The sequence below is a fragment of the Haemophilus parainfluenzae genome (genome assembly GCF_036288925.1).
Lineage (GTDB): Bacteria > Pseudomonadota > Gammaproteobacteria > Enterobacterales > Pasteurellaceae > Haemophilus_D.
Window position 1 is genome coordinate 150,642 of the sequence record NZ_CP127167.1, and the last position, 22,737, is coordinate 173,378.

General features: G+C 39.6%; 24 protein-coding genes, 1 pseudogene and 1 riboswitch. Of the genes and pseudogenes, 8 read left to right on the forward strand and 17 right to left on the reverse strand.

Annotated features, from left to right (window positions below; genetic code table 11):
- Nucleotides 1-57: 57 nt before the first annotated feature.
- A complete protein-coding gene (locus QQS40_RS00725; RefSeq protein WP_289901497.1) occupies nucleotides 58-723 on the reverse strand; it encodes a transferrin-binding protein-like solute binding protein in 666 nt (221 codons plus the stop codon).
- A 67-nt stretch (nucleotides 724-790) separates the two neighbouring features.
- The gene (locus QQS40_RS00730) at nucleotides 791-1,951 is read right to left on the reverse strand and encodes a TonB-dependent receptor plug domain-containing protein (protein WP_420485555.1); all 1,161 of its coding nucleotides are present in this window, start codon (nucleotides 1,949-1,951) and stop codon (nucleotides 791-793) included.
- A gap of 156 nt (nucleotides 1,952-2,107) precedes the next feature.
- Here QQS40_RS00730 and QQS40_RS00735 point away from each other — a divergent pair, with 156 nt between their 5' ends.
- Together QQS40_RS00735 and QQS40_RS00740 are read left to right on the forward strand one after the other, a co-directional pair.
- Complete coding sequence (locus QQS40_RS00735) at nucleotides 2,108-2,485, forward strand: hypothetical protein (RefSeq protein ID WP_289901498.1); 378 nt, start codon at nucleotides 2,108-2,110, stop codon at nucleotides 2,483-2,485.
- A gap of 8 nt (nucleotides 2,486-2,493) precedes the next feature.
- Complete coding sequence (locus tag QQS40_RS00740; protein WP_289901514.1) at nucleotides 2,494-3,666, forward strand: TonB-dependent receptor domain-containing protein; 1,173 nt, start codon at nucleotides 2,494-2,496, stop codon at nucleotides 3,664-3,666.
- 64 nt (nucleotides 3,667-3,730) lie between these two features.
- On the opposite strand, the gene hpf is transcribed toward QQS40_RS00740, so the two are convergent.
- From hpf to QQS40_RS00760, 4 genes are all read right to left on the reverse strand, one after another.
- Nucleotides 3,731-4,054 (reverse strand): ribosome hibernation-promoting factor, HPF/YfiA family, encoded by a 324-nt coding sequence (gene hpf, locus QQS40_RS00745; RefSeq protein ID WP_289901499.1) that lies wholly within the window; start codon nucleotides 4,052-4,054, stop codon nucleotides 3,731-3,733.
- 241 nt (nucleotides 4,055-4,295) lie between these two features.
- Nucleotides 4,296-5,666 (reverse strand): alanine/glycine:cation symporter family protein, encoded by a 1,371-nt coding sequence (locus QQS40_RS00750; protein WP_289901500.1) that lies wholly within the window; start codon nucleotides 5,664-5,666, stop codon nucleotides 4,296-4,298.
- An 88-nt stretch (nucleotides 5,667-5,754) separates the two neighbouring features.
- Nucleotides 5,755-5,876, reverse strand: a riboswitch (glycine riboswitch).
- 303 nt (nucleotides 5,877-6,179) lie between these two features.
- Nucleotides 6,180-8,177: a transketolase gene (gene tkt / locus QQS40_RS00755; RefSeq protein WP_289901501.1), complete on the reverse strand. Its 1,998-nt coding sequence runs from the start codon at nucleotides 8,175-8,177 to the stop codon at nucleotides 6,180-6,182.
- A gap of 85 nt (nucleotides 8,178-8,262) precedes the next feature.
- Nucleotides 8,263-8,940 carry a YtjB family periplasmic protein gene (locus QQS40_RS00760; protein WP_075875828.1) on the reverse strand — a complete coding sequence of 226 codons (678 nt, stop codon included), beginning with the start codon at nucleotides 8,938-8,940 and terminating at the stop codon, nucleotides 8,263-8,265.
- 68 nt (nucleotides 8,941-9,008) lie between these two features.
- Between QQS40_RS00760 and serB the strand changes: the two genes are divergently transcribed.
- From serB to QQS40_RS00775, 3 genes are read left to right on the forward strand one after another with little or no spacing between them, the layout of a single operon-like run.
- Nucleotides 9,009-9,953 carry a phosphoserine phosphatase gene (gene serB, locus QQS40_RS00765; RefSeq protein WP_289901502.1) on the forward strand — a complete coding sequence of 315 codons (945 nt, stop codon included), beginning with the start codon at nucleotides 9,009-9,011 and terminating at the stop codon, nucleotides 9,951-9,953.
- A 20-nt stretch (nucleotides 9,954-9,973) separates the two neighbouring features.
- Nucleotides 9,974-10,465: a YajQ family cyclic di-GMP-binding protein gene (locus QQS40_RS00770; RefSeq protein WP_005695407.1), complete on the forward strand. Its 492-nt coding sequence runs from the start codon at nucleotides 9,974-9,976 to the stop codon at nucleotides 10,463-10,465.
- 4 nt (nucleotides 10,466-10,469) lie between these two features.
- Nucleotides 10,470-10,946 (forward strand): hypothetical protein, encoded by a 477-nt coding sequence (locus tag QQS40_RS00775; protein WP_297569698.1) that lies wholly within the window; start codon nucleotides 10,470-10,472, stop codon nucleotides 10,944-10,946.
- Between the two features lie 38 nt (nucleotides 10,947-10,984).
- Here the strand turns inward: QQS40_RS00775 and QQS40_RS00780 are convergent, their stop codons facing one another.
- Nucleotides 10,985-12,265 carry a type II toxin-antitoxin system HipA family toxin gene (locus tag QQS40_RS00780; protein ID WP_289901504.1) on the reverse strand — a complete coding sequence of 427 codons (1,281 nt, stop codon included), beginning with the start codon at nucleotides 12,263-12,265 and terminating at the stop codon, nucleotides 10,985-10,987.
- Nucleotides 12,265-12,543, reverse strand: a complete 279-nt coding sequence (relB, locus tag QQS40_RS00785; protein WP_049355840.1) for a type II toxin-antitoxin system RelB family anti-toxin — start codon at nucleotides 12,541-12,543, stop codon at nucleotides 12,265-12,267. Before relB ends, QQS40_RS00780 begins: the two co-directional genes overlap by 1 nt.
- Nucleotides 12,544-12,792: 249 nt before the next feature.
- Between relB and QQS40_RS00790 the strand changes: the two are divergent.
- Nucleotides 12,793-12,906, forward strand: a pseudogene (locus QQS40_RS00790) (transposase); the annotation flags it as partial.
- A gap of 125 nt (nucleotides 12,907-13,031) precedes the next feature.
- Complete coding sequence (locus QQS40_RS00795) at nucleotides 13,032-13,541, forward strand: IS3 family transposase (RefSeq protein WP_420485556.1); 510 nt, start codon at nucleotides 13,032-13,034, stop codon at nucleotides 13,539-13,541.
- A gap of 48 nt (nucleotides 13,542-13,589) precedes the next feature.
- Here the strand turns inward: QQS40_RS00795 and argH are convergent, their stop codons facing one another.
- Nucleotides 13,590-14,963: an argininosuccinate lyase gene (gene argH, locus QQS40_RS00800; RefSeq protein WP_049355842.1), complete on the reverse strand. Its 1,374-nt coding sequence runs from the start codon at nucleotides 14,961-14,963 to the stop codon at nucleotides 13,590-13,592.
- Nucleotides 14,964-15,193: 230 nt separating this feature from the next.
- Here argH and rho point away from each other — a divergent pair, with 230 nt between their 5' ends.
- Nucleotides 15,194-16,456, forward strand: coding sequence for a transcription termination factor Rho (gene rho, locus QQS40_RS00805; RefSeq protein WP_005695393.1), 1,263 nt, complete (start codon nucleotides 15,194-15,196; stop codon nucleotides 16,454-16,456).
- A 60-nt stretch (nucleotides 16,457-16,516) separates the two neighbouring features.
- Here the strand turns inward: rho and rplS are convergent, their stop codons facing one another.
- The 8 genes from rplS to tatB form a co-directional block, all read right to left on the reverse strand.
- The gene (gene rplS, locus QQS40_RS00810; RefSeq protein WP_049358025.1) at nucleotides 16,517-16,867 is read right to left on the reverse strand and encodes a 50S ribosomal protein L19; all 351 of its coding nucleotides are present in this window, start codon (nucleotides 16,865-16,867) and stop codon (nucleotides 16,517-16,519) included.
- Nucleotides 16,868-16,903: 36 nt separating this feature from the next.
- A complete protein-coding gene (gene trmD, locus QQS40_RS00815) occupies nucleotides 16,904-17,644 on the reverse strand; it encodes a tRNA (guanosine(37)-N1)-methyltransferase TrmD (RefSeq protein WP_126469572.1) in 741 nt (246 codons plus the stop codon).
- Nucleotides 17,645-17,681: 37 nt separating this feature from the next.
- Nucleotides 17,682-18,209: a ribosome maturation factor RimM gene (gene rimM, locus QQS40_RS00820; RefSeq protein WP_126469574.1), complete on the reverse strand. Its 528-nt coding sequence runs from the start codon at nucleotides 18,207-18,209 to the stop codon at nucleotides 17,682-17,684.
- A gap of 43 nt (nucleotides 18,210-18,252) precedes the next feature.
- Nucleotides 18,253-18,498 carry a 30S ribosomal protein S16 gene (gene rpsP / locus QQS40_RS00825; protein ID WP_049374354.1) on the reverse strand — a complete coding sequence of 82 codons (246 nt, stop codon included), beginning with the start codon at nucleotides 18,496-18,498 and terminating at the stop codon, nucleotides 18,253-18,255.
- A 226-nt stretch (nucleotides 18,499-18,724) separates the two neighbouring features.
- Nucleotides 18,725-20,074, reverse strand: a complete 1,350-nt coding sequence (gene gdhA, locus QQS40_RS00830; protein ID WP_289902522.1) for an NADP-specific glutamate dehydrogenase — start codon at nucleotides 20,072-20,074, stop codon at nucleotides 18,725-18,727.
- Nucleotides 20,075-20,301: 227 nt separating this feature from the next.
- Nucleotides 20,302-21,324, reverse strand: coding sequence for a porphobilinogen synthase (hemB, locus tag QQS40_RS00835; RefSeq protein ID WP_289902521.1), 1,023 nt, complete (start codon nucleotides 21,322-21,324; stop codon nucleotides 20,302-20,304).
- 56 nt (nucleotides 21,325-21,380) lie between these two features.
- Nucleotides 21,381-22,175, reverse strand: coding sequence for a twin-arginine translocase subunit TatC (tatC, locus tag QQS40_RS00840; protein WP_297570100.1), 795 nt, complete (start codon nucleotides 22,173-22,175; stop codon nucleotides 21,381-21,383).
- A gap of 9 nt (nucleotides 22,176-22,184) precedes the next feature.
- Nucleotides 22,185-22,736, reverse strand: coding sequence for a Sec-independent protein translocase protein TatB (gene tatB / locus QQS40_RS00845; RefSeq protein WP_289902519.1), 552 nt, complete (start codon nucleotides 22,734-22,736; stop codon nucleotides 22,185-22,187).
- Nucleotide 22,737: the final 1 nt, after the last annotated feature.

Genomic DNA, 22,737 nt, shown 5'->3' on the forward strand with positions numbered 1-22,737 from the left:
AAAAGGCGAACAATTATATTCGCCTTGTGCTAATTATTGGTTAAAAATCATATAACATCATTCTTTAATGCCACCGAATGCTCCACGAGATTGATCTGCTTCATTAATAAATAACCCTGTCATTTCCTTGGCATTTTCACCAAAGAAACCTCCTTGGGTTTTGATACCATTTACTTCACCTACAAAGCTATTACCTGTGATTTTACCACCAAAATTCATACCTGGTACGGCATTAGCTTTTTCCGTAATATTAATATCAATGACTTTATTAGCAAAATCAGCTGTAGCTTTCATTTCACTACGCTCACTATTACTTCCATCTTTTTGATAAGCTGCACCACCTTTATACTCCACCAATCCTGTTGTTGGGATTTGTGCTATAGCTGTCGGTAAGCCTTGTGCAAAGAAATATTGATTACCACTTAAGTTGTCAAAATATGTACCAAATGCACTAGCTTGAAAATTGCTATTACTTAAAATAGTTTGTCCTTCTTTACGAAGATTATATAAATCGTTATATTCTTCATAAGTCCATGGGTCAATATCCCCAGCTCTTCTCAAGATATCAATGTCAACTAATTTACCTGATTTATCAATTATTGTCAGATCTCGTATATCTCGAGTTAACGGACGATTTACATCGCTTCCTTCTGAGGCTAAAACGCCCCCAGAAATAGCATCCTTCATCTCACCATTAATGCCACCAAAGATCTTATCACTCAATGGAATTCTTGCCTTTTCATCAGCTTTTAGATTTTCTAGTTGCTTTAATCTTTCCTCTGCAGCTTTTTTAGCTTCCTCTGCAACTTTTTTGGCTTCCTCTGCTGATTTTTGGGCTTCCTCTGCAGCTTTTCTCTCGGCTTTCCCATGGCATGAAATCTGCTCGTAGAGAAGCTCGCATAAAACGGCTATTCATACTCGTGTCCTGGATTTCAATTAAATCTTTTCCTATGTATGCACTAAAATCAGAATTATAGCGATGTCCACCCTTATAATTTTTTGAGCCAATATTGGTTTTTTGAAAATCTAGTTCGGTCTTTAGGTAACTTAACCAGCGGCTATTTTCTGGAAAATATTCGTAAGCAACATTTGCATTATATCGTTTACTAATATCATCCGACTCCCGCCAAAGCCCTGCAAGTTGATAAGACTTTTCATCAACAAAATTATTTGCTTTTTGAGCGTTAAATGATGCACTTACACGTTGTGTCTGAGTAATAAAATAGCCAACTTTAGCTAAGTAGCTATGATTTTTATGATGGGATGGATCAGGAATACCTCGAGCATTACCTAAAATATCTTGTCCCTTGCCTCTACTTTTCATTTCATGCCCATTGCGATAGGAATAGAGCAAAGTTGCATCAAATTTGTCATCTTTATAAGCCATACCTAAAGTGTGTGTCCATTCGCTATTTTTACTCGCATAACCGTTTTTAAGCAATACACCCCATTTTTTATTTGGTAGAATAATATCATCAGCACCTAAAGTGCGGTAATTTACTGAACCGCCTAATGATCCACTTCCTGCATTGAAAGAATCTGAACCACGCATAATATCAATACCTTGTACTAATTCAGGGTCAATACTTAATCGTGAGCTATTAAAGTTACCATAACGTGCATAAAGTGAGTTTTCTTCTGATTCGGGCAAATTAACGCCATCAATACAGATTCCCACTCGATTCCCTTCAACACCACGCATTGCAAAACCTTTATTACGACGGCCATTATCGCTAATACCCACATCAGTGGCATAACGTACTAAGTCATAGTTATCAGAAATAAGTTCTTCTTGGATAGCTTTACGTGTCTTTTTTATTTGATTTGCTTTGACTTCAGAGGCATTAGCATTAACAGTAATTGTATCTAATGTTGTTTGTTCTTCTGCGTAAGCTTGTAAAGTGAAGGCTACACAGAATGCACCTAAAGAAAGGAGAAATTTATGAGTCATATTTTTACCTGAAATTTTATCTAATTTAGTAGAATCCGGAGCGAAGTTTACAAAAGTTAAAGAAACCTTTCAATGGTATTGAAAATTATTTTTATTTCATTTAAATTGTGTAAAGTCATCATTTAGTCTAAAAAACAAGATAATAAGGATCTTTTTATGAACAAAATTAAACTTTCCATCATTGCGCTTTCATGTGTTATGGCATTAGGCGCTTGTTCTTCTAGCTCAAAAGGTGGTACAGATAATTCAGAGCAGCTTCGACAAGCTGAGACTGAATTAAATCAAAGAATCACGGAAGCGAATAAGAAAGCTGAAGCAGCTACAAAAAAAGCTGAGGACTCTTTAAAAAAAGCAGAAGAGTCTGTGAAAAAAGCGGATGAGTCTGTGAAAAAAGCAGATGAGTCTATAAAAAAAGCAGAAGTAGCAATCAAGGTAGCTCAAAGCAATGGCAATCAAACTGAAGAAGAGAAAAAAGCAACTGAAGCTGCGATAAAAGCAGCTGAAGTCGATTCGGTAGTCATCAATTTACGCTAAGAACGGGTATTTCACAAAAAGATTTTGATAATCGCAATGATCATGAATATCCCAATGTAGGTGACAATGGTAGTAGTGCTAAAGATAGTGAATCTATTCAACATCCAGTCAGAACCCGTTCATTTTTCGCTCAATTACAAGATCATGTCATGTGGAATGATATTTTTTCTAGTCAATTAGGTATTCGTTATGACTGGGATGAATTAGTACCGCAAGATTTAAAAGCCTTTTGCCGAGCTTGTAGCCGTAAACCCGCATCAAATACCTTTCAAAGTTTAAGTGGCTCGTTTGGATTAGAGGCTCAGCTTAATGATATTTGGAAGATCGGCTATAACATTTCTACTGGCTTTCGCATTCCAACCGCTTCAGAAATGTACTTCTCTTTTGAACATCCCTCAGGTAACTGGAGACCAAACCCTGATTTAAAAGCTGAACAAGCATTAAATCAATCTATCTATATCCAAGCAGAGTATCAATTAGGTACATTTGGGCTGAATTTTTATCACACACATTATAAAAATTTCTTAACTGAGCAAGAGTCAACTTATAAAAAACGTAACCCGTATTACAATGCCTATAGTGCAAGTTATGGTCAACAAGCTTATTACACAACGATTGCCCAACAAGCTATAAACATTGATCAAGCGCGTATCTCTGGTATTGAATTCACGAGTAAAGTTAATTTAGATCAGATTATTTCTGTAATTCCACAAGGTTGGAAATTTACAGCAAATCTCGGTTATGCAAAAGGGAAACTAAGTGGTACTGAGGCTAGCCTACTTTCTATCCAACCAATCAAAGTAATTTTAGGAATTGGCTATGAAGATCCAAATGATCTCTGGGGAGTTAACGTCAAAGCGAGTTATCTTGGTGCTAAAAAAGCTAAAGATGCCCAAATAGTACAATATTCAACTAACTTTGTTAGAGAAGTAAAAACTTACCCTTATCTTAATAATTCGGCAGTATTATTTGATTTGTATGGTTTCTATAAAATCAATCAAAATATTACACTCCGAGCAGGACTTTATAACTTATTTAATCGCAAATATCACACTTGGGATACCCTACGTGGTATTAACAAAATAAGTACGACTGATTCAGTTGATAAAGAAGGGAAAGGTTTAGAGCGTTTTTATGCGCCAGGGCGTAATTTCGCAGCATCTGTTGAAATTCATTTTTAATTCATTATTTCCTTAATAAGAAAGGGCGAACATCATGTTCGCCCTTTTATTTACTTACTATTCTTTATTTTTCAAAAGAATCTTTCAAACGTTCTTCTGCTCGACGGGATTCACCTTTATGTTGAAGTTTATTCAATTGACGTTCCAATTTTTCTTCTACTTCATTGATCGCTTTATACATATCATCAGCGGTTGCAGTCGCAAGCAGATTACCTAATGGGGTTCCAATTGAAGCCTCTACAGAAAAGCCGTTTGGTACTTTACTTAAAACAAAGTGCGGGCTAATCAGTTGAGTGTGCCATTTCTCTAATTTTGCAAGTCTGCCCTCCACATGTTCACGAATTGCGGGGGTGATTTCCATTTGTTTACTTGTGATATTGAGTGTCATAGCATTTACCTCTTTTACTTAAATGAACCCTTAGGTTCCGTTCATCTTTAACTACAACATATCGACCTTACACTGCTTTTTCAAGTGCTTTTAGCCAAATAAAAAAACAAATGTTCAAAAATATGATCGGGATCTAATTTCTGTAAAAATATGATTTTCTTTCTGTTTAAACTTGTTATGATATAAAGCTGTAGATAACAAAGGGAAGCGTTCTGCTTCCCTTTTCTTTTTACAACATGAATTAGGCTAATTCATCTTGATCACGTTGTGCTGCTTTTAAACGTTCAAAGTAATCTTTGGTTTCTGAAATAATCTCTTTGCGTAAACCAATTAATGCGACTAAGTTTGGAAAAGCCATTAAACCATTCACGATATCCGCTAGAATCCAAATTAAATCTAAGGTGAGGAATGAACCCGCCCCGACTAAAACAATAAACACGAAACGATAAAATTTAATACCACGAATACCGACTAAGTAAAGAAAACAACGCTCACCATAGTAACACCAACCTAAAATTGTGGTGAAAGCAAAGAATAATAAACCAACGGTTACAATGGTTGCACCAATTGATGCGCCTAATCCCTGTGCAAAAGCATAGTTAGTCACACTGGCTCCAGAAAGTTCAGGGTTACTCCATGCCCCCGTAATAACAAGTACTAATCCCGTCATCGTACATACAATGATGGTATCTAAAAATGTCCCTGTCATCGAAATTAAACCTTGACGAACGGGCTCTTTTGTTTGCGCTGCCGCAGCAGCAATAGGCGCACTCCCTAAACCTGATTCATTTGAGAAAATACCGCGTGCAACCCCCGATTGAATCACCTTCATTACTGTAAAGCCAACTGCGCCACCTAAAGCTGCTTGAGGGTTAAATGCACTGTGAATAATTAATGTGATCGCAGCGGGCAGCTTATCGTAATTAACCACTAAGATAATAATTGAGGTCGCCACATAGCCGATTGCCATAAAAGGCACAATCACTGAAGAAGCTGTCGCAATACGTCTTACACCACCGAGAATAATCATCGCGACCAATACGGTCACCACTGTTGCAGTAATAATAACGGGTACATTGAATGTGTCTTGCATCGCATGCGTAATGGCATTTATTTGAGGGAAGGTACCAATACCGAAAAAGGCCACTAATACCCCAAAGAGCGCAAATAATTTGGCTAACCATTTAATACCAAGACCACGCTCGATGTAATACATTGGACCACCCGCCATAAAACCGTATTTATCTCGTACTCGATATTTCACCGCAAGCAAACATTCCGCATATTTGGTTGCCATTCCAAAGAAAGCAACCAGCCACATCCAAAAAATCGCACCTGGGCCTCCAGCTTGTACTGCAGTGGCTACACCCACGATATTCCCAGTTCCTATAGTCGCTGCTAATGCGGTACAAAGTGCCGCAAAAGAAGAAACATCTCCCTTGCCTTTATTCGCTCCACGAGCAAATAAATAGCCCAATGCACGAGGCAAATAACGAATTTGCAAGAAACCTAAACGAAGAGTGAGGTAAAGTCCAGTTCCGGACAATAGAATAAGTAGGGGCGGTCCCCATACAAAACTGCTAATAGCAGATAAGGTTGTCTGTAATGACATTGATGATTCCTCGTCGTTTAAAATACAAATAAATTCGACAAGGAGACAAGAAGAATCCCGATAGAAATATTTTTGATTATACCGATTGTCTTTTGCCCCTGTCCTTTTGCCTGAGCGTTTGGAAAACAATCGAAAAATCGACCGCTCTTTTGCGCCTTCGGCGTCCATTTACATCAATAAAATGCAATGGATCTCTCCAAGGGTTCGTCCAGTAACAGTCCCTGCAATCTTACGATTGCGCCTGAAAGATTTTACCTCGTCGGCGTAGGGTCAATTCCCTACTCTCCAGCTACCTTCTTCCGAACTCACTTTTTACGTTTTATTCTTATTGCAAAAAGTGCTGCAAATTTTAACAAACTTAAAAAACGAACTCAATGGATTGACGAAAAAAGGCTTAGATAACAAGGTGAAAGCTGATAAAAACAAAGTGCAGTCAAAAATTTTCTTATTTTTTGACCGCACTTTCTTAAAAAAGAAAGGCAGGTAATGACCTGCCTTTATCTATTTTCATAATTATAAAATTTCTTTTGCTTTTGCCACCACGTTATCCACGGTAAAACCAAAGAGTTTGAATAATTGATCTGCTGGTGCTGATTCGCCGAAGCTATTCATGCCCACTACGCGACCTTCAAAGCCAACGTATTTATACCAGAAATCTGCAATGCCCGCTTCAATCGCAACACGTTTGGTTACAGCTGCAGGTAATACGCTTTCACGGTAAGCTGCATCTTGTTTATCAAAACGGTTAGTGCTTGGCATAGAGACGACACGTACTTTTTTACCTTCTGCACTTAATGCTTCAGCTGCTTTCACCGCTAATTCCACTTCAGAACCTGTCGCAATGAAGATTAACTCAGGTGTACCATCACAGTCTTTTAGCACATAAGCACCACGTTTAACTGCATCTAATTGTGCAGAAGTGCGGTCCATTTGGGCTAAGTTTTGACGGGTAAAGATCAACGCACTTGGACCATCTTGACGTTCAACCGCTTGTTGCCATGCAATAGCTGATTCCACTTGATCACATGGACGCCATGTTTCAAGATTTGGAATTAAGCGTAATGAGGTGGTTTGCTCAACTGGTTGGTGAGTTGGACCATCTTCGCCTAAACCGATAGAGTCATGGGTGTAAACGAATAAAGCACGTTGTTTCATTAATGCTGCCATACGCACCGCATTGTGTGCATATTCGTAGAACATTAAGAAGGTTGCACCATAAGGAATGAAACCGCCATGTAAAGCAATACCATTCATAATCGCTGACATACCGAACTCACGCACACCATAGTTAAGGTAGTTACCGCCTACGTTTTCGTGTGCACGAATTGGTTTTGAACCACTCCATAACGTTAAGTTAGAGCTTGCTAAGTCTGCAGAGCCACCTAAGAATTCAGGTAACACGTGTGCATAAGCTTCAATAGCATTTTGTGATGCTTTACGGCTTGCAATGCTTGCAGGATTTGCTTGTAATTTTTCAATGAACGCTTTAGATTCAGCCGCCCAATTCGCTGGTAATTCACCGTTTACACGACGTGTGAATTCTGCAGCCAGTTCTGGATATGCTTTTTCATAAGCGGCAAATTTTTCTTCCCAAGATTTTTCTGCTACTGCGCCTTTTTCTTTCGCAGACCATTCTGCATAGTACTCAGCTGGAATTTCAAATGGACCATACTCCCAGCCAAGTGCTTTACGGGTTAATGCGATTTCTTCATCACCTAATGGTGCGCCGTGGGAATCATGAGAACCTGATTTATTTGGTGAACCAAAGCCGATGATGGTTTTACAAATAATTAACGTTGGTTTTTCTTTTTCTGCTTGAGCAAGAATGGTTGCGGCACGAATTTGTTCTGCATCGTGACCATCTACATTACGAATTACTTGCCAGCCATAAGCTTCAAAACGAGCTGCGGTATCATCGCTGAACCAGCCATCAACATGACCATCAATCGAAATGTTGTTGTCATCGTAGAATGCGATTAATTTACCTAAGCCTAATGTGCCTGCTAAAGAGCAAGCTTCATGGGAAATCCCTTCCATTAAACAGCCATCGCCTAAGAACACATAAGTGTGGTGATCGACAATTTCATGGCCTTCACGGTTAAATTGGCCTGCTAAGGTTTTCTCAGCAATCGCCATACCCACTGCATTAGTGATACCTTGGCCTAACGGACCCGTTGTAGTTTCCACACCTGGTGCATAACCATATTCTGGATGGCCTGGGGTTTTAGAATGTAATTGACGGAATTGTTTTAAATCTTCGATAGAAAGATCGTAGCCTGTTAAATGTAATAAGCTATAAATCAACATTGAACCGTGGCCGTTAGAAAGCACAAAACGGTCGCGATCAGCCCATTTAGGATTGTTTGGGTTATGTTTTAAGAAATCACGCCATAATACTTCAGCGATATCCGCCATTCCCATTGGTGCACCTGGGTGGCCTGATTTTGCTTTTTGTACTGCATCCATTGATAGCGCACGAATTGCGTTGGCGAGTTGTCTACGAGTTGCCATTTTTTTCTCCTATCTAAATAATTCCGAGTATTCTACCCTATTTACTGATTGACTTGAGCAATATCTGCAATTTTATTTACCTTGATCAAATTCTACGACGACGTTGATGAAAACGCTGGCTACTCGATTTACCTTGTAAATTAACTACCGTTTTAGTTTCCACTGGTTTTCGATATGTTCGACGATAATGACTTAAAAAATAATGAATGGAACTGGCGAATAAAGCGCCTAATAAAAAGACCACCACAATTTCACCATATAAACGATGGAAGACTTGATTAATTTTGCTCTGCGTCGTTTGAGCATATTGCGCGTCAAATGTCACCCGCAAAAAGCCACGAACGGCATTATTGGAAGCAGAGTAAATGGGCTCAACAATTTGTTGTGTTGAAAATTCACCTTCATTTTTATGTTCTAGACCAAGTTGCTCACGAAGATTGCCGGTATTGGTACTTTGTGCTAATTCCTTGCCGTTATAATCATAAATGGTCGCATCGAGCACAAAGTTTTCTTTGACTAAATTATCTAGATTTTCGACAAGTTGATCGGATTTCGCATTATTAGTTAATAGAACCGAAAATAAATTTGCCTGCTGACGAACCAAAATATGCGACAAATTTGCCACTTGATTCACACTTGAAAGCTGAGAACCAATCTTAAATTGTTTCACACCAAACAAAATCACGGCCATGGCACCGATACAAAGCAGCACGATGAGCCCAAACATCAGTGATTTTTGAAGTTTTTCTTTAATTAATTGCACGTTGTTTTTCCATTTTTTCGCCAAGATCGGCTAGAATAGATAAGTATTCACAATTTACAGGATTTTCTATGCAAATTCAAAACCTTGCAAGCATTACCCAAAAATATCCCCAATTCCCCACCGCACTTTCGTCTGATTTGCCTCATTCCGATGAAACACATGCCTTTATTTTATACGGCACAACGCTGAATTTAGCCAAATTACTCGAATTCCAACAAAAGTGCGGTCAATCTTTCCTGTGTTTTGATGCATGGAACGTTGAAAAAAATACCATTGTCCTTTTAAAAGGCGAATGGCTAACTGATTTTATTGTCCACGCTCATGACCTGCAATTAGACATCGCTAAACTGGATTTTGATGCAAAATTATCAGAAAAAGGTTTATTGGTGATGGATATGGATTCTACTGCCATTCAAATTGAATGTATCGATGAAATTGCCAAACTGGCTGGCACAGGTGAATTAGTTTCTGCCATTACTGAAAGTGCCATGCGTGGTGAGCTAGACTTTGAACAAAGTTTGCGTCGTCGTGTGGGTACGCTTAAAGGCGCGCCAGAAAGTATTTTGCAACAAGTACGTAAAAAATTACCATTAATGCCTGGCTTAATTGAAACCATTAAGACATTACAACAACATGGTTGGAAAACCGCTATCGCTTCTGGTGGCTTTACCTATTTCGCCGATCACTTAAAAAGTTTATTAAACCTTGACTTTGCGGCGTCTAATCAATTTGAAATTATTGATGGCGCGCTGACTGGCAATGTAAAAGGTAGCGTGGTCGATGCACAATACAAAGCGAATACCTTGCAAAAACTCGCTGAAGAATACAGTATTCCACGCAAAAACACCCTTGCTATTGGTGATGGTGCCAATGATTTGGCGATGATGAATGTTGCCGGATTAGGCGTGGCATTCCATGCCAAACCGAAGGTGCAACAACAAGCACAAATTGTGGTAAACTTTGCTGACTTAACCGCACTTTTATGTCTTTTAAGTGCAAATGATCGAATTTAATTCATTTTGGGAGAAAATTTATGCCATCTTTTGACATCGTATCTGAAATTACTATGCACGAAGTGCGTAATGCGGTTGAAAATGCAAACCGCGTATTAAGTACACGTTATGATTTCCGTGGCGTGGAAGCTGTGATTGAATTAAATGAAAAAAGCGAAACCGTGAAAGTGACGACCGAATCTGATTTCCAATTAGAGCAATTAATTGAAATCTTAATTGGTGCGTTTGTAAAACGTGGCATTGAGCATAGCTCATTGGATATTCCAACAGAAAGTGAACACCACGGTAAACTTTACACCAAAGAAATTAAATTAAAACAAGGGATTGAAACGGAGATGGCGAAAAAAATCACTAAATTAGTGAAAGATTCAAAAATCAAAGTTCAAACTCAAATTCAAGGTGAACAAGTACGCGTAACTGGTAAATCTCGTGACGATTTACAAGCTGTTATTCAATTAGTGAAAGGCGCTGAATTAGGCCAACCATTCCAATTTAATAACTTCCGAGATTAATTTAATGAAAAAATATCTGTGGGTATTTTGGGCTGTAGTTCCAGCATATTCGCTCGCAAATGAGAATGCCATGAATCTCGGTGAGAGCGTCATTGATGTTGTAAAATGTGAAGGCACCAAAGGGGAAAAACTTTGGGTCGCGCTGAATAATCTTAAAACATTCACTTACATGAAAAATGATGTGAATGTGGCTCATCAAACGATAGATAATGCTTACTTACAAGCTTATGCCACAGAAAAGACTCTTTTTCTTCCACCAACAAAAAATAATCAGTTGTGGACGATAATAAAAGAGAGCGCAGCAGATAAGACGGGCATCAATCAAGTTACTATCGATTTGCGTAATGCGAAAGGTAAGCTAATTTCTCATGCTGCTTGCAAACGAAATGACGAGACTTTTTCATTATTAATGGAATCAAGTTTCGATATAAAAGAGCCTACCGATAAAATCCTTGAATTAATGGATCCACTTCCACAATAAAATCAAAGAGCGGTGCAAAATGATCTGCACCGCTCTTTCTAACTTATCTTTTTCATCTTGGATTCCAATCCCATTGAAATTGGCTCAACAATTTCTTCAGGTAATCCATGGGTATTTATTTCACTTACTTTTGGATATCGAACACTGATCTCATGCAAAATTTCCTCTACCACTTCCTTTGCCAAGCCTGCGAGTTTAGCGGTGTTGAAAATATGTCGGAGTTGTATTTTATCCCATAAATAATGTTTATTTTCGCCCTGCCACGCCATTGCCATTTTGATTTTTTGCTTTTGTAGTCCGTTGTGTTTGATTAGCGGATAGGCAGAGATCACATCATAAAAAGGCGTTAGACGATAGCGATTCTCTTGTTCTAAAAATAGACTGAAATTTTTGCCATGTCCGTCAATAGCGCAAAGCAGCCAGAAAATAATTTGTGCTTTAAAAAATTGCTTGCGATCTGCTTGAGCATTAGATGAGCCATTGAGGAGCGACATAATTTGAAGAATGCTTGGCCCACCGTCATTTTCATATTTTCGCGCAGGGGCAATGTTGAGTGCTTGGCACATATCTTCCTGTGGTAAACGAATTAGCCAACTCCTATTTTCAGACCAACGGCGATCAAAGCGCTCCACAATCAACACTTTCATTTCACCGAAATACTGAATTTGACTTCGAGGAACAGGCAAACCGAAGGCTTTCATAATATTCAAGCAAAGCCATTCATTTTCACAGCTGCCGGAAAGATCAAGTTGCCCTTGTGCAACCATACCAATCGGGAGCTTAAAAATATGACTGGTCGCGGTGGAATGTAAAGGGCGCTGCCATTGATTCTGATAATAAAGAAGCGCTGTTTTTTCCTGAGCGCCGGCTAAAGAAATTCGGAAATCCTCGCTTTCTTCCATGCCGAGAGGAAAAGTGCGGTAGTTTTTCAGCACGTTTTCCACCTCTTTGTCATTGAGTGGTTCTGCATAAATTTGACGTACCGAGCGGTTCTCGCCCTGATAAAGTTGAATTGCGCCGATACAATCCTGTCCAATCGCCGAAAGTAAATCAAATGGGGATTTCGTTGAGGTTTGGAAACGTTGTTGAATGCGTGAACGGATCTGCTCGTTGTCAGGGAGAAGATTATCGAAGAAATTATAAACAGAATCGCCTCGATAAGTTTTGTAAGATAAGGGCAATGACAATGAAATAGGGCGTGAACGCACAGATTCAAGCCATTTTTTAGCATACTGAAATTCAGTTGCACCGCTAGTGAGTTTTCGCCATTCGCCTACCAATAAGCCATTCATGGCAACATTTAGAATAGTATTGCTCATCACCACGCCTCATCATCATCGTATGTTGTAGTTGGTTCTTTGATTGAACGGATGATATCAGATGACTTTTTGCGTGGTTGCACAACAAGTTCTAGTTCTAATCCTGCCAGAATTTTAAATAACGTTTCTAATTTTGTACGCTCTGGTTCATTTTCAAACGCTGAAATTCTAGCTTGGGTAGTCCCAGCAAGTTTTGCTACATCAGTTTGTGACAGGTCTCTTTGATAACGAAATTCCCGAATTACATGAGAAAGCATTTTTGCGGTGGTAATAACCATTACTACTCCTTATACCCTACGGTATACAATTTCAATTTATACGCCATAGAGTATAAATATCATTTTATATCTTGTAAAGTATAATTTTTAATTTATATTCTATAAGATATAAAATGCAAAAAAACGAAATATTAATCTGGATTAGATAAAATCCAGAGCAGTAATTAAAGTAATTGAAGTATTGTTGTTTTAAAACAAATAAAGTGAACTGCACCCCAAAGTCTGGACACCTATTTTGAGGTGCAGATTATGTCCTACTCTTATCAATTTCGTTTGAAAATTATCAAACTCGTCACCGAACAGGATTATGGTATCCGTGAGGTGGCTAAACTTCATAACATTCCCCATTCTGCCGTCATCTATTAGCTAATGGGTTTTCATTTGAATCATAAAACGGTGTTAAAGCTGATGAACGAGTTAGGTATTCATTCCATTTTACGCAAAAAAAGACATGGAAAACGTGGAAAAACATCGCATATTGCCAGAATTTGCTGAATCGTGATTTTACCGCAACGGCACTCAATCAAAAATGGGTAACGGATGTAACGGAATTTCATGTTGGTCAAGAAACGCTTTATTTTTCACCGTTGATGGACTTGGCTAACCGAGAAATTATTGCCTATAACTTTGCGACACGCCCGAAGTTTTCATTGGTAAAAAAGAGGTTAGAACAAGGGCTTAGTCGGCTTAAACCGACAGAATGCCCGATTATTCATAGCGACCAAGGTGTATTGTATGGCACGGCGGAATGGGAGAATATGTTGGAAGGTAAAGCGGTGCAAAGTATGAGTCGCCGAGGAAATTGTCACGATAATGCGGTGATTGAAAGTTTTTTTGTGATACTAAAATCAGCGTGTTTTTACTCTCGGATTTATCATTCAATCGCTGAATTACAGGCTGAAATTGAAGAATATTTAGTGTATTACAACCAAAAACGAATTAAACTTGGTTTCAAAGGATTGAGCCCAGTGCAATACCGAGCTCAATATTTAAGTTAACTAACCTGTCCAACTTTTGGGGGGCATATCACTTTTTATTTACGCTAATTAAGCTAATCTCGCTTTTGCTTCTGCAATGGCCTCCGCTACTCGAAGTGGTGAAACCCCACCTTTCGCACAACGTTTATCTAAACAAGATTGTAGCGAAAGAATGCCATAGACATCATTCCCTACCACATCACTGAATTGACGGAATTCAGGAATGGTTAAGTCTTCCAAGGCTTTTCCTTTTTCAATGGCATAAACCACGGTTTCACCGACAATATGATGAGAATCACGGAATGGCACACCTTTTGCCACAAGGTAATCCGCTAGCTCTGTTGCATTTGAGTAACCTTTTAAGGCAGCTTCGCGTGTACGGTCGGTATTCACTTTCAATTCATCTAATACAAAAGTCGCCATATCTACGCAATCTTGCCAGGTATCTAACGCATCAAAGATCCCTTCTTTGTCTTCTTGCATATCTTTGTTATACGCTAACGGTAAACCTTTTAAGGTCATCAACATACCGGTTAATGCACCCATTACACGGCCCGCTTTACCACGAATCAATTCACAAGCATCAGGATTTTTCTTTTGCGGCATTAAAGATGAGCCTGAAGTCACACGATCTGACAACTCCACAAAATTCGCTTCACCACTGTTGAAAATGATCATATCTTCTGCGAAACGAGAAAGGTGCGCCATACTTAAAGAAGCCGTTGAAAGCAATTCCACAATATGATCACGATCAGAGACGCTATCCAAACTATTACGCGTCGCAAAAGCAAAACCAAGATCGGTGGCTAATTGTTCACGATCGACTGCATAGGCTGTTCCTGCAAGTGCACCACTGCCTAATGGACAGCTATTCATTCGTTTATAAGCATCGGCGAGACGTGAATAATCACGCTCGAACATTTCCACATAAGCCATACACCAATGGGCAAAAGTGATTGGTTGTGCACGTTGTAAATGGGTATAACCCGGCATCACCGCATCTTGCGTATTTTCTGCCGTTTGTACCAAGTGACGTTGAAGATGACGAACAGACTCTTGCAACTCGACTACACGCTGTTTACACCACAGTTTAATATCAAGTGCAACTTGGTCATTACGGCTACGACCTGTGTGTAATTTTTTGCCTAAATTACCCACTTTATCGATGAGCTTACTTTCTACCCAGCTATGAATATCTTCTGCATCATCTTGTAAAATTGCTTGTGGGTTTGACCGCACTTCGATTAATAATTCATTTAAAGCAACCTCTAGCTGTTGTTGCTCTTCAGCACTTAATACACCAACATTCACTAAAGCTTTAGACCAACCAATTGAGCCTTCAATATCTTGCTCTGCCAAGCGATAATCAAAACGCAGGCTATCATTAAAATCTTTAAAACGTTTATCTGCCGCTTGTGTAAAACGACCACCCCAGAGAGCCATAAGTTATCCTTATCTCGATTATAAAAATGATTAATTATTCAATTATTACGCATAATTAATCAATATGCAATAATAATCTCTATATCGTCCGCTATTTTACCCTGTTTTTTCTAACAAAAACTAGACAGTACTGCATTTTAGTGGTAATTTACGCAGCATTCTTAAGGGCATTGCCCACCATTCAAATAATTCAGTATTATCAACTCTTATTAATTCCAACATTATTAATTATGCATCTTACAGAACTTAAAAACACGCCTGTTTCTGATCTTGTGAAACTTGGCGAAGAACAAATGGGTTTGGAAAATCTTGCCCGTTTACGTAAACAAGATATTGTTTTTGCTATTTTGAAACAGCACGCCAAGAGCGGTGAAGACATTTTTGGCGGCGGCGTATTGGAGATTTTACCCGATGGTTTCGGTTTCTTACGCTCCGCAGACAGTTCCTACCTTGCTGGTCCTGATGACATCTACGTTTCTCCAAGTCAAATTCGTCGCTTCAATCTTCAAACTGGTGATAAAATCGAAGGCAAAATCCGTCCACCAAAAGAGGGAGAACGCTATTTTGCACTTTTAAAAGTCGACCAAGTCAACGATGACAAACCTGAAGTCTCTCGTAGCAAAATTCTTTTCGAAAACTTAACCCCATTACACGCAAATTCTCGTTTAAGAATGGAACGTGGTAATGGCTCAACCGAAGATTTAACCGCACGTATTTTAGATTTAGCCTCTCCGATTGGTAAAGGTCAACGTGGTCTTATCGTGGCTCCGCCAAAAGCGGGGAAAACCATGTTGCTACAAAATATTGCACAAAGTATCACGCACAACTACCCAGAATGTGAACTTATTGTGCTTTTAATCGATGAGCGCCCAGAAGAAGTAACTGAAATGCAACGCTCGGTAAAAGGTGAAGTCATTGCCTCAACCTTTGATGAACCAGCGGCTCGTCACGTTCAAGTGGCAGAAATGGTTATCGAGAAAGCAAAACGTTCTGTTGAGCACAAAAAAGATGTGGTGATTCTACTCGACTCTATCACGCGTTTAGCGCGTGCTTACAACACTGTTACGCCAGCATCCGGTAAAATTCTTTCCGGTGGTGTGGACGCAAATGCTTTGCATCGTCCAAAACGTTTCTTTGGTGCGGCGCGTAACGTCGAAGAAGGCGGTAGTTTAACCATTATTGCAACTGCACTTGTGGATACCGGTTCAAAAATGGATGAGGTTATCTTTGAAGAATTTAAAGGTACTGGTAACATGGAATTACATCTTTCTCGCAAAATTGCAGAAAAACGTGTATTCCCTGCGATTGACTTCAACCGTTCTGGTACGCGTAAAGAAGATTTACTTACCACACCAGATGAATTACAAAAAATGTGGATTCTGCGCAAAATCCTTAACCCAATGGGTGAAGTGGAAGCGATGGAATTCCTTATCGACAAACTTATGGTGGCGAAAACCAACGATGAGTTTTTTGAAATCATGAAGCGGTCTTAATTCTGACCGCTCTTGAAAACAAAAAAGGCTTGGAAAACCAAGCCTTTTTTATTTTGCGAATTATTCGCCCAAACGCTCTTTAATACGAGCAGATTTACCTGAACGTTCACGTAAGTAGTAAAGTTTAGCTTTACGTACCGCACCTTTACGTTTAACAGTGATTGAATCTACAACTGGTGAGTGAGTTTGGAATACACGCTCAACACCTACGCCGTTAGACACTTTACGTAAAGTAAATGCTGAGTGCAAGCCACGGTTACGAATTGCAATAACCACGCCTTCGAATGCTTGCAAACGACGTTTGCTACCTTCAACTACCCATACTTTAACTTCTAAAGTATCACCTGGGCGGAAGCTAGGTACGTTTTGTTTTAATTGTTCTTGTTCAAGTTGTTTGATAATGTTAGACATTGTTTGATCCTTTATTGATCCTAGATGTAACTGAAACTAACTGTTATGCTCGGCTTGCGCCTCTTTTAACAGTTTACGTTGTTCGTCAGTCAGAGCTAGGCCTTCTAAGAGCTCAGGGCGTCGGAGCCACGTTCTTTGTAGCGATTGTTTTAATCGCCATTTCCGAATTTCTTCGTGATGTCCCGACATCAGCACGGATGGCACAGTTAATCCTTCTAACACTTCCGGTCTGGTGTAATGCGGGCAATCTAATAAACCGTCTGCAAAAGAATCTTCTTCTGCGGAGGCTTGTTTGCCTAATACACCGGGAATAAAACGTGCAACAGCATCAATTAATGTCATTGCCGGCAATTCCCCACCGGTCAGAACGTAATCCCCGATTGACCATTCTTCATCAATTTCAGTTTGAATCAATCGCTCATCAATACCTTCGTAACGTCCACATACTAAAATCAATTTCTGATTTTGAGCAAGCTCGGTTACGCCGCCTTGATCGAGTTTACGTCCTTGTGGCGAAAGGTAAATCACCTTTGCGCCTTCTCCTGCCGCTGCTTTCGCAGCATGAATCGCATCCCGTAAAGGTTGCACCATCATCAGCATTCCCGGGCCACCACCATAAGGACGGTCATCCACGGTTTTATGCTTGTCGAATGTAAAATCTCTTGGATTCCAACATTCTACTTGCAGAAGATTATGTTTTACGGCTCTTCCTGTAACCCCAAATTCCGTAATCGCTTTAAACATTTCGGGGAATAATGAAATTACCCCTATCCACATAAAAAGCCTACTACATTACGTTTGTGCATACTTGAGATTAGAAACCAGCGTCCCAATCCACTTCAATTGTTTTCGTGGTGAGATCGACTCTTTTAACTACTTGTTCATACAAGAACGGAATTAACCGCTCTTGTTTTCCAAAAGCATCTTTGGTATTGGCTTTCACCACTAACACATCATTAGAACCGGTTTCCATCATCTCTGTTACCGTTCCCATTGTATAACCTTCTAAGTTTACGACTGAACAACCAATTAAATCGTGCCAGTAATAATCGCCTTCTTCTAGTTCTGGGAATATAGATAAATCCACACCAATTTCAACATTTGCTAAAATTTGTGCGGCTTCACGGTCATCAACGCCTTTTAATTTAACGATGATTTCGTGATTATGATGACGCCAATTTTCTAATTCTGCAGGCTGCCATTCACCTTTGATTTTTAAAAACCAAGGTTGATAATCAAAAATACTTTCAGCTTGTTCTGTTGATGAATAAATACGTAACCACCCACGAATACCGTAGGTTGAGCCTAATTTGCCCACAACTTCAATACGTTGTTGTTCCATATTTTCACCTATCTTAGTTTAAGAACTAAATCAAAAAGCGAGATTATGCTTTTTGAGCTTCTTTTACCAAAGTTGCAACACGGTCTGAAAGTGAAGCACCTTGAGCAACCCAGTGGTTTACACGCTCAAGATCAACACGAAGACGCTCTGCGTTACCTTGTGCGATTGGATTGAAGAAACCTACACGCTCAATGAAACGACCGTCACGTGGTGAACGACTGTCAGTTACTACGATTTGATAAAATGGGCGTTTTTTAGCTCCGCCACGAGATAAACGAATGGTTACCATAACCTTCCTCTAAATGTTTAATGACTAAAAGAATATTCTCAAACTCGAAAGTGATTTAAGAATATAGCTTACTTTTTTCTCTGTATATATAGACAAAAAGCCTGAAGATTTTACACTTTTTGAGCAAAAAAGCAAGCCACAAGCCCATTTCAACTTGAGAAATTCACCATAAAAAATGACCGCACTTCATCACAAAGTGCGGCCAAATTTTCATTCATTTATTGAATTAATAAACCCCTTGCGCCAACATTGCATCAGCCACTTTCACAAAGCCTGCAACATTTGCCCCGACAACATAGTTGATGTTTGCTTGACCAGCGACAGTGCCATATTTTTTACAGTTTGCATGAATATCTAACATGATACGATGAAGCTGTTTATCCACCTCTTCAGCCGTCCAATACAAACGTTGTGAGCTCTGTGCCATTTCTAAACCAGAGGTTGCTACACCACCGGCATTTGCTGCTTTACCTGGGCCAAATAACACGCCCGCCTCTAAAAATGCCTCTGTTGCTTCAATTGTGGTTGGCATATTAGCGCCTTCAGCAACTAATTTCACGCCATTTGCAATTAAGGTTTTAGCGTCTGCAATCTCTAATTCATTTTGGGTTGCACAAGGAAGCGCAATATCCGCTTTCACTTCCCAAGGGCGTTTACCTGCAAAATATTGTAAATCAAACTGTTCCGCAAATTCTTGAACGCGACCACGTTTTACATTTTTGAGCTCCAATAACGCAGCTAATTTTTCACGGTCAAAACCTTCTGGCAAATACACATAACCTGCTGAGTCAGAACAAGTTACCACTTTCGCACCGAGCTCCATCGCTTTTTCAATGGCATATTGCGCCACGTTACCCGAGCCAGAAACTAAAACGGTTTTACCTTGGAAGCAATCCCCTTTTTCAGCGAGCATTGCTTGTGCGAAATACACCAAACCATAACCCGTCGCTTCAGGGCGAATTAAACTTCCACCGAATGAAAGACCACGCCCCGTAAACACACAAGCAGCTTGGTTTGATAATTTTTTCATATAGCCTGCAAGATAGCCGACTTCACGGCCACCTACACCGATATCGCCTGCCGGCACATCGGTATCCGGCCCTACATGACGATAAAGTTCTGCCATTAACGCTTGGCAAAAACGCATGACTTCTGCATCTGATTTACCTTTAGGATCAAAATCTGAACCACCTTTCGCACCGCCCATTGGCAATGTGGTTAAGGCATTTTTAAATATCTGTTCAAAGCCTAAGAATTTTAAAATCGATAAGTTAACGGATGGATGGAAACGCATTCCGCCTTTATATGGACCAATTGCGCTGTTGAATTGAATACGGAAAGCTCGGTTTACTTGAACTTGACCTTTATCATCAGTCCACGCCACACGGAACTGAAATGCGCGCTCAGGTTCAACTAAACGCTCTAATAAAGCTTCTGAACGGTATTTAGGATTTGCTTCCAAGAAAGGCCAGATTGAAGTAAACACTTCACGAACGGCTTGTAAAAACTCAGGTTGGTGGCCATCACGTTGAGCCACTTTTTCGAGAAATTCGTCTAAGGATGCTACTGCTGACATAGGATTTTCCTTCTAGTAGTGAGTATGATGTGTGTAAAATTATTTTATTTCACCGTCTTCTTACGGTGTGCCTCCAATATAGCAATGGAAAAATCAATTTAGCAACAGTTTTTTTATAGAAAAAATGAAGAAAAAATAAAAAACGAGAAAATATTCAATATTTTCTCGTTTCTATTAGATAAGATCTAAAATCAGCATCTAAGCTAACACTTCAACTTAAAAAGTCCTTATTTATTTTTACCTTCTAAGTAAAGCCACTCTGCAACCTGCTTCGCAAAGTACGTTAAGATACCATCTGCACCCGCACGTTTAAAACAAAGCAATGATTCCATAATGCATTCTTTTTCTTTTAACCAACCATTTTGAATAGCTGCCATATGCATCGCGTATTCGCCAGAAACTTGGTAAGCAAAAGTCGGCACGCCGAAATACTCTTTCACGCGATAGACCATATCCAAATATGGCATACCTGGTTTTACCATCACCATATCCGCACCTTCTTGTAAATCAAGTGCGACTTCTTGCAAGCCCTCATTGCCATTTGCCGGATCAAGTTGGTAAGTTTTCTTATCGCCACCTTTCAGATTACCCGCAGAACCGACTGCATCACGGAATGGACCATAGTAATTAGACGCATATTTCGCTGAGTATGCCATAATTTGCGTGTTGATATGACCATTCTCTTCCAACGCCTGACGAATACGACTAATACGTCCATCCATCATATCACTCGGCGCCACAATATCAGCACCTGCTTCAGCGTGTGAAACAGCCTGTTTAATCAGGATATCTGTTGTGATATCGTTTAAGACATAGCCTTCTTCATCAATGATCCCATCTTGTCCGTGTAATGTATAAGGATCGAGTGCGACATCTGTTAACACACCTAATTCTGGATAAGCGCCTTTTAATGCTCTCACTGCTCGCTGTACCAAACCATTTGGGTTAAACGCTTCATCTGCCATTAAAGATTTTTTATCTTGCTCAACCACAGGGAATAATGCGATCACTGGCACACCGTATTTCACCAAAAGGCCTGCTTCAATTAATAATTGATCGATCGTTAAACGTTCAACTTTAGGCATTGAAGGCACTGGTTCACGATGATTTTCGCCTTCAATAATAAATACTGGATAAATTAAATCATTAGCTGTTAAGGTATTTTCTGCCACTAAACGACGGCTAAAATCATGTTTACGTAAACGACGAAGACGACGGGTTGGGAAACCGCCTAAAATTTGTTGAGTCATAATAATATTCCTGTTTTTTATGATGTTAAAAGGGCGTATCACCTACGCCCATTTTCTTAATCTTTGTGATTTAAATCAGCCTGATTTTCTACCGCACTTTCTTCATCCGTTGTCTCTTCTTCATTCTCTTTCGGTTGATAGAAACGAGCAACTAACAAGCCTAATTCAAATAAAAGGCACATCGGTACAGCGAGTAAAGTTTGAGAGAAAACGTCTGGTGGCGTTAAGATCATGCCAACAAAGAATGCTCCCACAATAATATAAGGACGTTTTGCCGCCAATGCTTTCGTGGTTGTGACACCTGTCCAGCAAAGCAAAATAATAGCAACGGGTACTTCAAAACACACACCAAATGCCAAGAATAACGCTAGCGCAAAATCAAGGTAACTACTGATATCTGTGGCGATAGCCACCCCTTCCGGTGCAGTTTGGGTAAAGAAACTAAACACAAAAGGGAAAACAATATAATAAGCAAATGCTACACCCCAATAGAATAAAACTGTACTGGAAAATAATAACGGATAAATTAAACGTTTTTCATGTTGATACAGCGCCGGTGCAACAAACGCCCAAATTTGATAAAGCAAATAAGGCACCGAAATAAACACCGATACAATCGCAGTTAATTTAATTGGTGTAAAGAAAGGCGTTTGGATATTGGTGGCAATCATGGTTGCGCCTTTTGGCATCACAGCCGTTAAAGGTGCAGCAACAAAATGATAAATATCATTAGAAAAATAAACCAACGCCACAAAAACCACTAAAATACAAATTACACAACGTAATAAGCGGTTTCTGAGTTCAACAAGATGGGTAATTAGCGGTTGGGAATCGTCCGTCGTATTGCTCATAATTATTCTCTAGGACTTAGCTTCAGATTTAGGTGCTGGTTGCAGTTCCACATCATCCGGCGAATAGTAATCAGATAAACGCTCGGTTAATTCAGCTTGTTCATGGGCTTCAAGTGCGGTCAAATCTACTTCTGTTTTTTCAAGTTCTGAAACTTCAGCAAGTTCATTCTCTACATGCTCTGTCGATGTTGTTTCAGCCAAATTTTCAGCCGCACTTTTAATTTCTTTAATTTGCTCTTCGACCGTTGTGCCCGCAGCAGCCGCTTTTTCTTCTAGCTCTGCACGCATTTTTTGAGCTTGCTCTTTTAGCTCTTCAACGGTTTTACTTAAGTCTGGGGAAAGCTGTTTTAGATTCAGTTGTTCCGCTTTCTTGATGCTATCTTGCAATTCTTGCAATTTAAGCTCTTGTTTTAATTCATTTTGAACATTAGCTGCCAACCCACGGATCGTTTTCACCCAGCCCATTACCGTGCGAATAGCCACAGGTAAACGCTTAGGGCCTAGTACTACTAAGCCCACAAGCATCAATAAAACAAGTTCGGAAAAACCAATATCAAACACG

What these genes read in the sequence shown, in the direction of transcription:
- serB (WP_289901502.1), top strand. Translation starts at nt 9,009, where the DNA reads ATGCAAATTCAAAACCTTGCAAGCATTACCCAAAAATATCCCCAATTC.
- QQS40_RS00750 (WP_289901500.1), bottom strand. Translation starts at nt 5,666, where the DNA reads ATGTCATTACAGACAACCTTATCTGCTATTAGCAGTTTTGTATGGGGA.
- rimM (WP_126469574.1), bottom strand. Translation starts at nt 18,209, where the DNA reads ATGGAACAACAACGTATTGAAGTTGTGGGCAAATTAGGCTCAACCTAC.
- hpf (WP_289901499.1), bottom strand. Translation starts at nt 4,054, where the DNA reads ATGACACTCAATATCACAAGTAAACAAATGGAAATCACCCCCGCAATT.
- trmD (WP_126469572.1), bottom strand. Translation starts at nt 17,644, where the DNA reads ATGTGGATAGGGGTAATTTCATTATTCCCCGAAATGTTTAAAGCGATT.
- hemB (WP_289902521.1), bottom strand. Translation starts at nt 21,324, where the DNA reads ATGACTCAACAAATTTTAGGCGGTTTCCCAACCCGTCGTCTTCGTCGT.
- QQS40_RS00770 (WP_005695407.1), top strand. Translation starts at nt 9,974, where the DNA reads ATGCCATCTTTTGACATCGTATCTGAAATTACTATGCACGAAGTGCGT.
- QQS40_RS00730 (WP_420485555.1), bottom strand. Translation starts at nt 1,951, where the DNA reads ATGACTCATAAATTTCTCCTTTCTTTAGGTGCATTCTGTGTAGCCTTC.
- rplS (WP_049358025.1), bottom strand. Translation starts at nt 16,867, where the DNA reads ATGTCTAACATTATCAAACAACTTGAACAAGAACAATTAAAACAAAAC.
- QQS40_RS00735 (WP_289901498.1), top strand. Translation starts at nt 2,108, where the DNA reads ATGAACAAAATTAAACTTTCCATCATTGCGCTTTCATGTGTTATGGCA.
- QQS40_RS00780 (WP_289901504.1), bottom strand. Translation starts at nt 12,265, where the DNA reads ATGAGCAATACTATTCTAAATGTTGCCATGAATGGCTTATTGGTAGGC.
- gdhA (WP_289902522.1), bottom strand. Translation starts at nt 20,074, where the DNA reads ATGTCAGCAGTAGCATCCTTAGACGAATTTCTCGAAAAAGTGGCTCAA.
- QQS40_RS00775 (WP_297569698.1), top strand. Translation starts at nt 10,470, where the DNA reads ATGAAAAAATATCTGTGGGTATTTTGGGCTGTAGTTCCAGCATATTCG.
- rpsP (WP_049374354.1), bottom strand. Translation starts at nt 18,498, where the DNA reads ATGGTAACCATTCGTTTATCTCGTGGCGGAGCTAAAAAACGCCCATTT.
- relB (WP_049355840.1), bottom strand. Translation starts at nt 12,543, where the DNA reads ATGGTTATTACCACCGCAAAAATGCTTTCTCATGTAATTCGGGAATTT.
- tkt (WP_289901501.1), bottom strand. Translation starts at nt 8,177, where the DNA reads ATGGCAACTCGTAGACAACTCGCCAACGCAATTCGTGCGCTATCAATG.
- rho (WP_005695393.1), top strand. Translation starts at nt 15,194, where the DNA reads ATGCATCTTACAGAACTTAAAAACACGCCTGTTTCTGATCTTGTGAAA.
- argH (WP_049355842.1), bottom strand. Translation starts at nt 14,963, where the DNA reads ATGGCTCTCTGGGGTGGTCGTTTTACACAAGCGGCAGATAAACGTTTT.
- tatC (WP_297570100.1), bottom strand. Translation starts at nt 22,175, where the DNA reads ATGAGCAATACGACGGACGATTCCCAACCGCTAATTACCCATCTTGTT.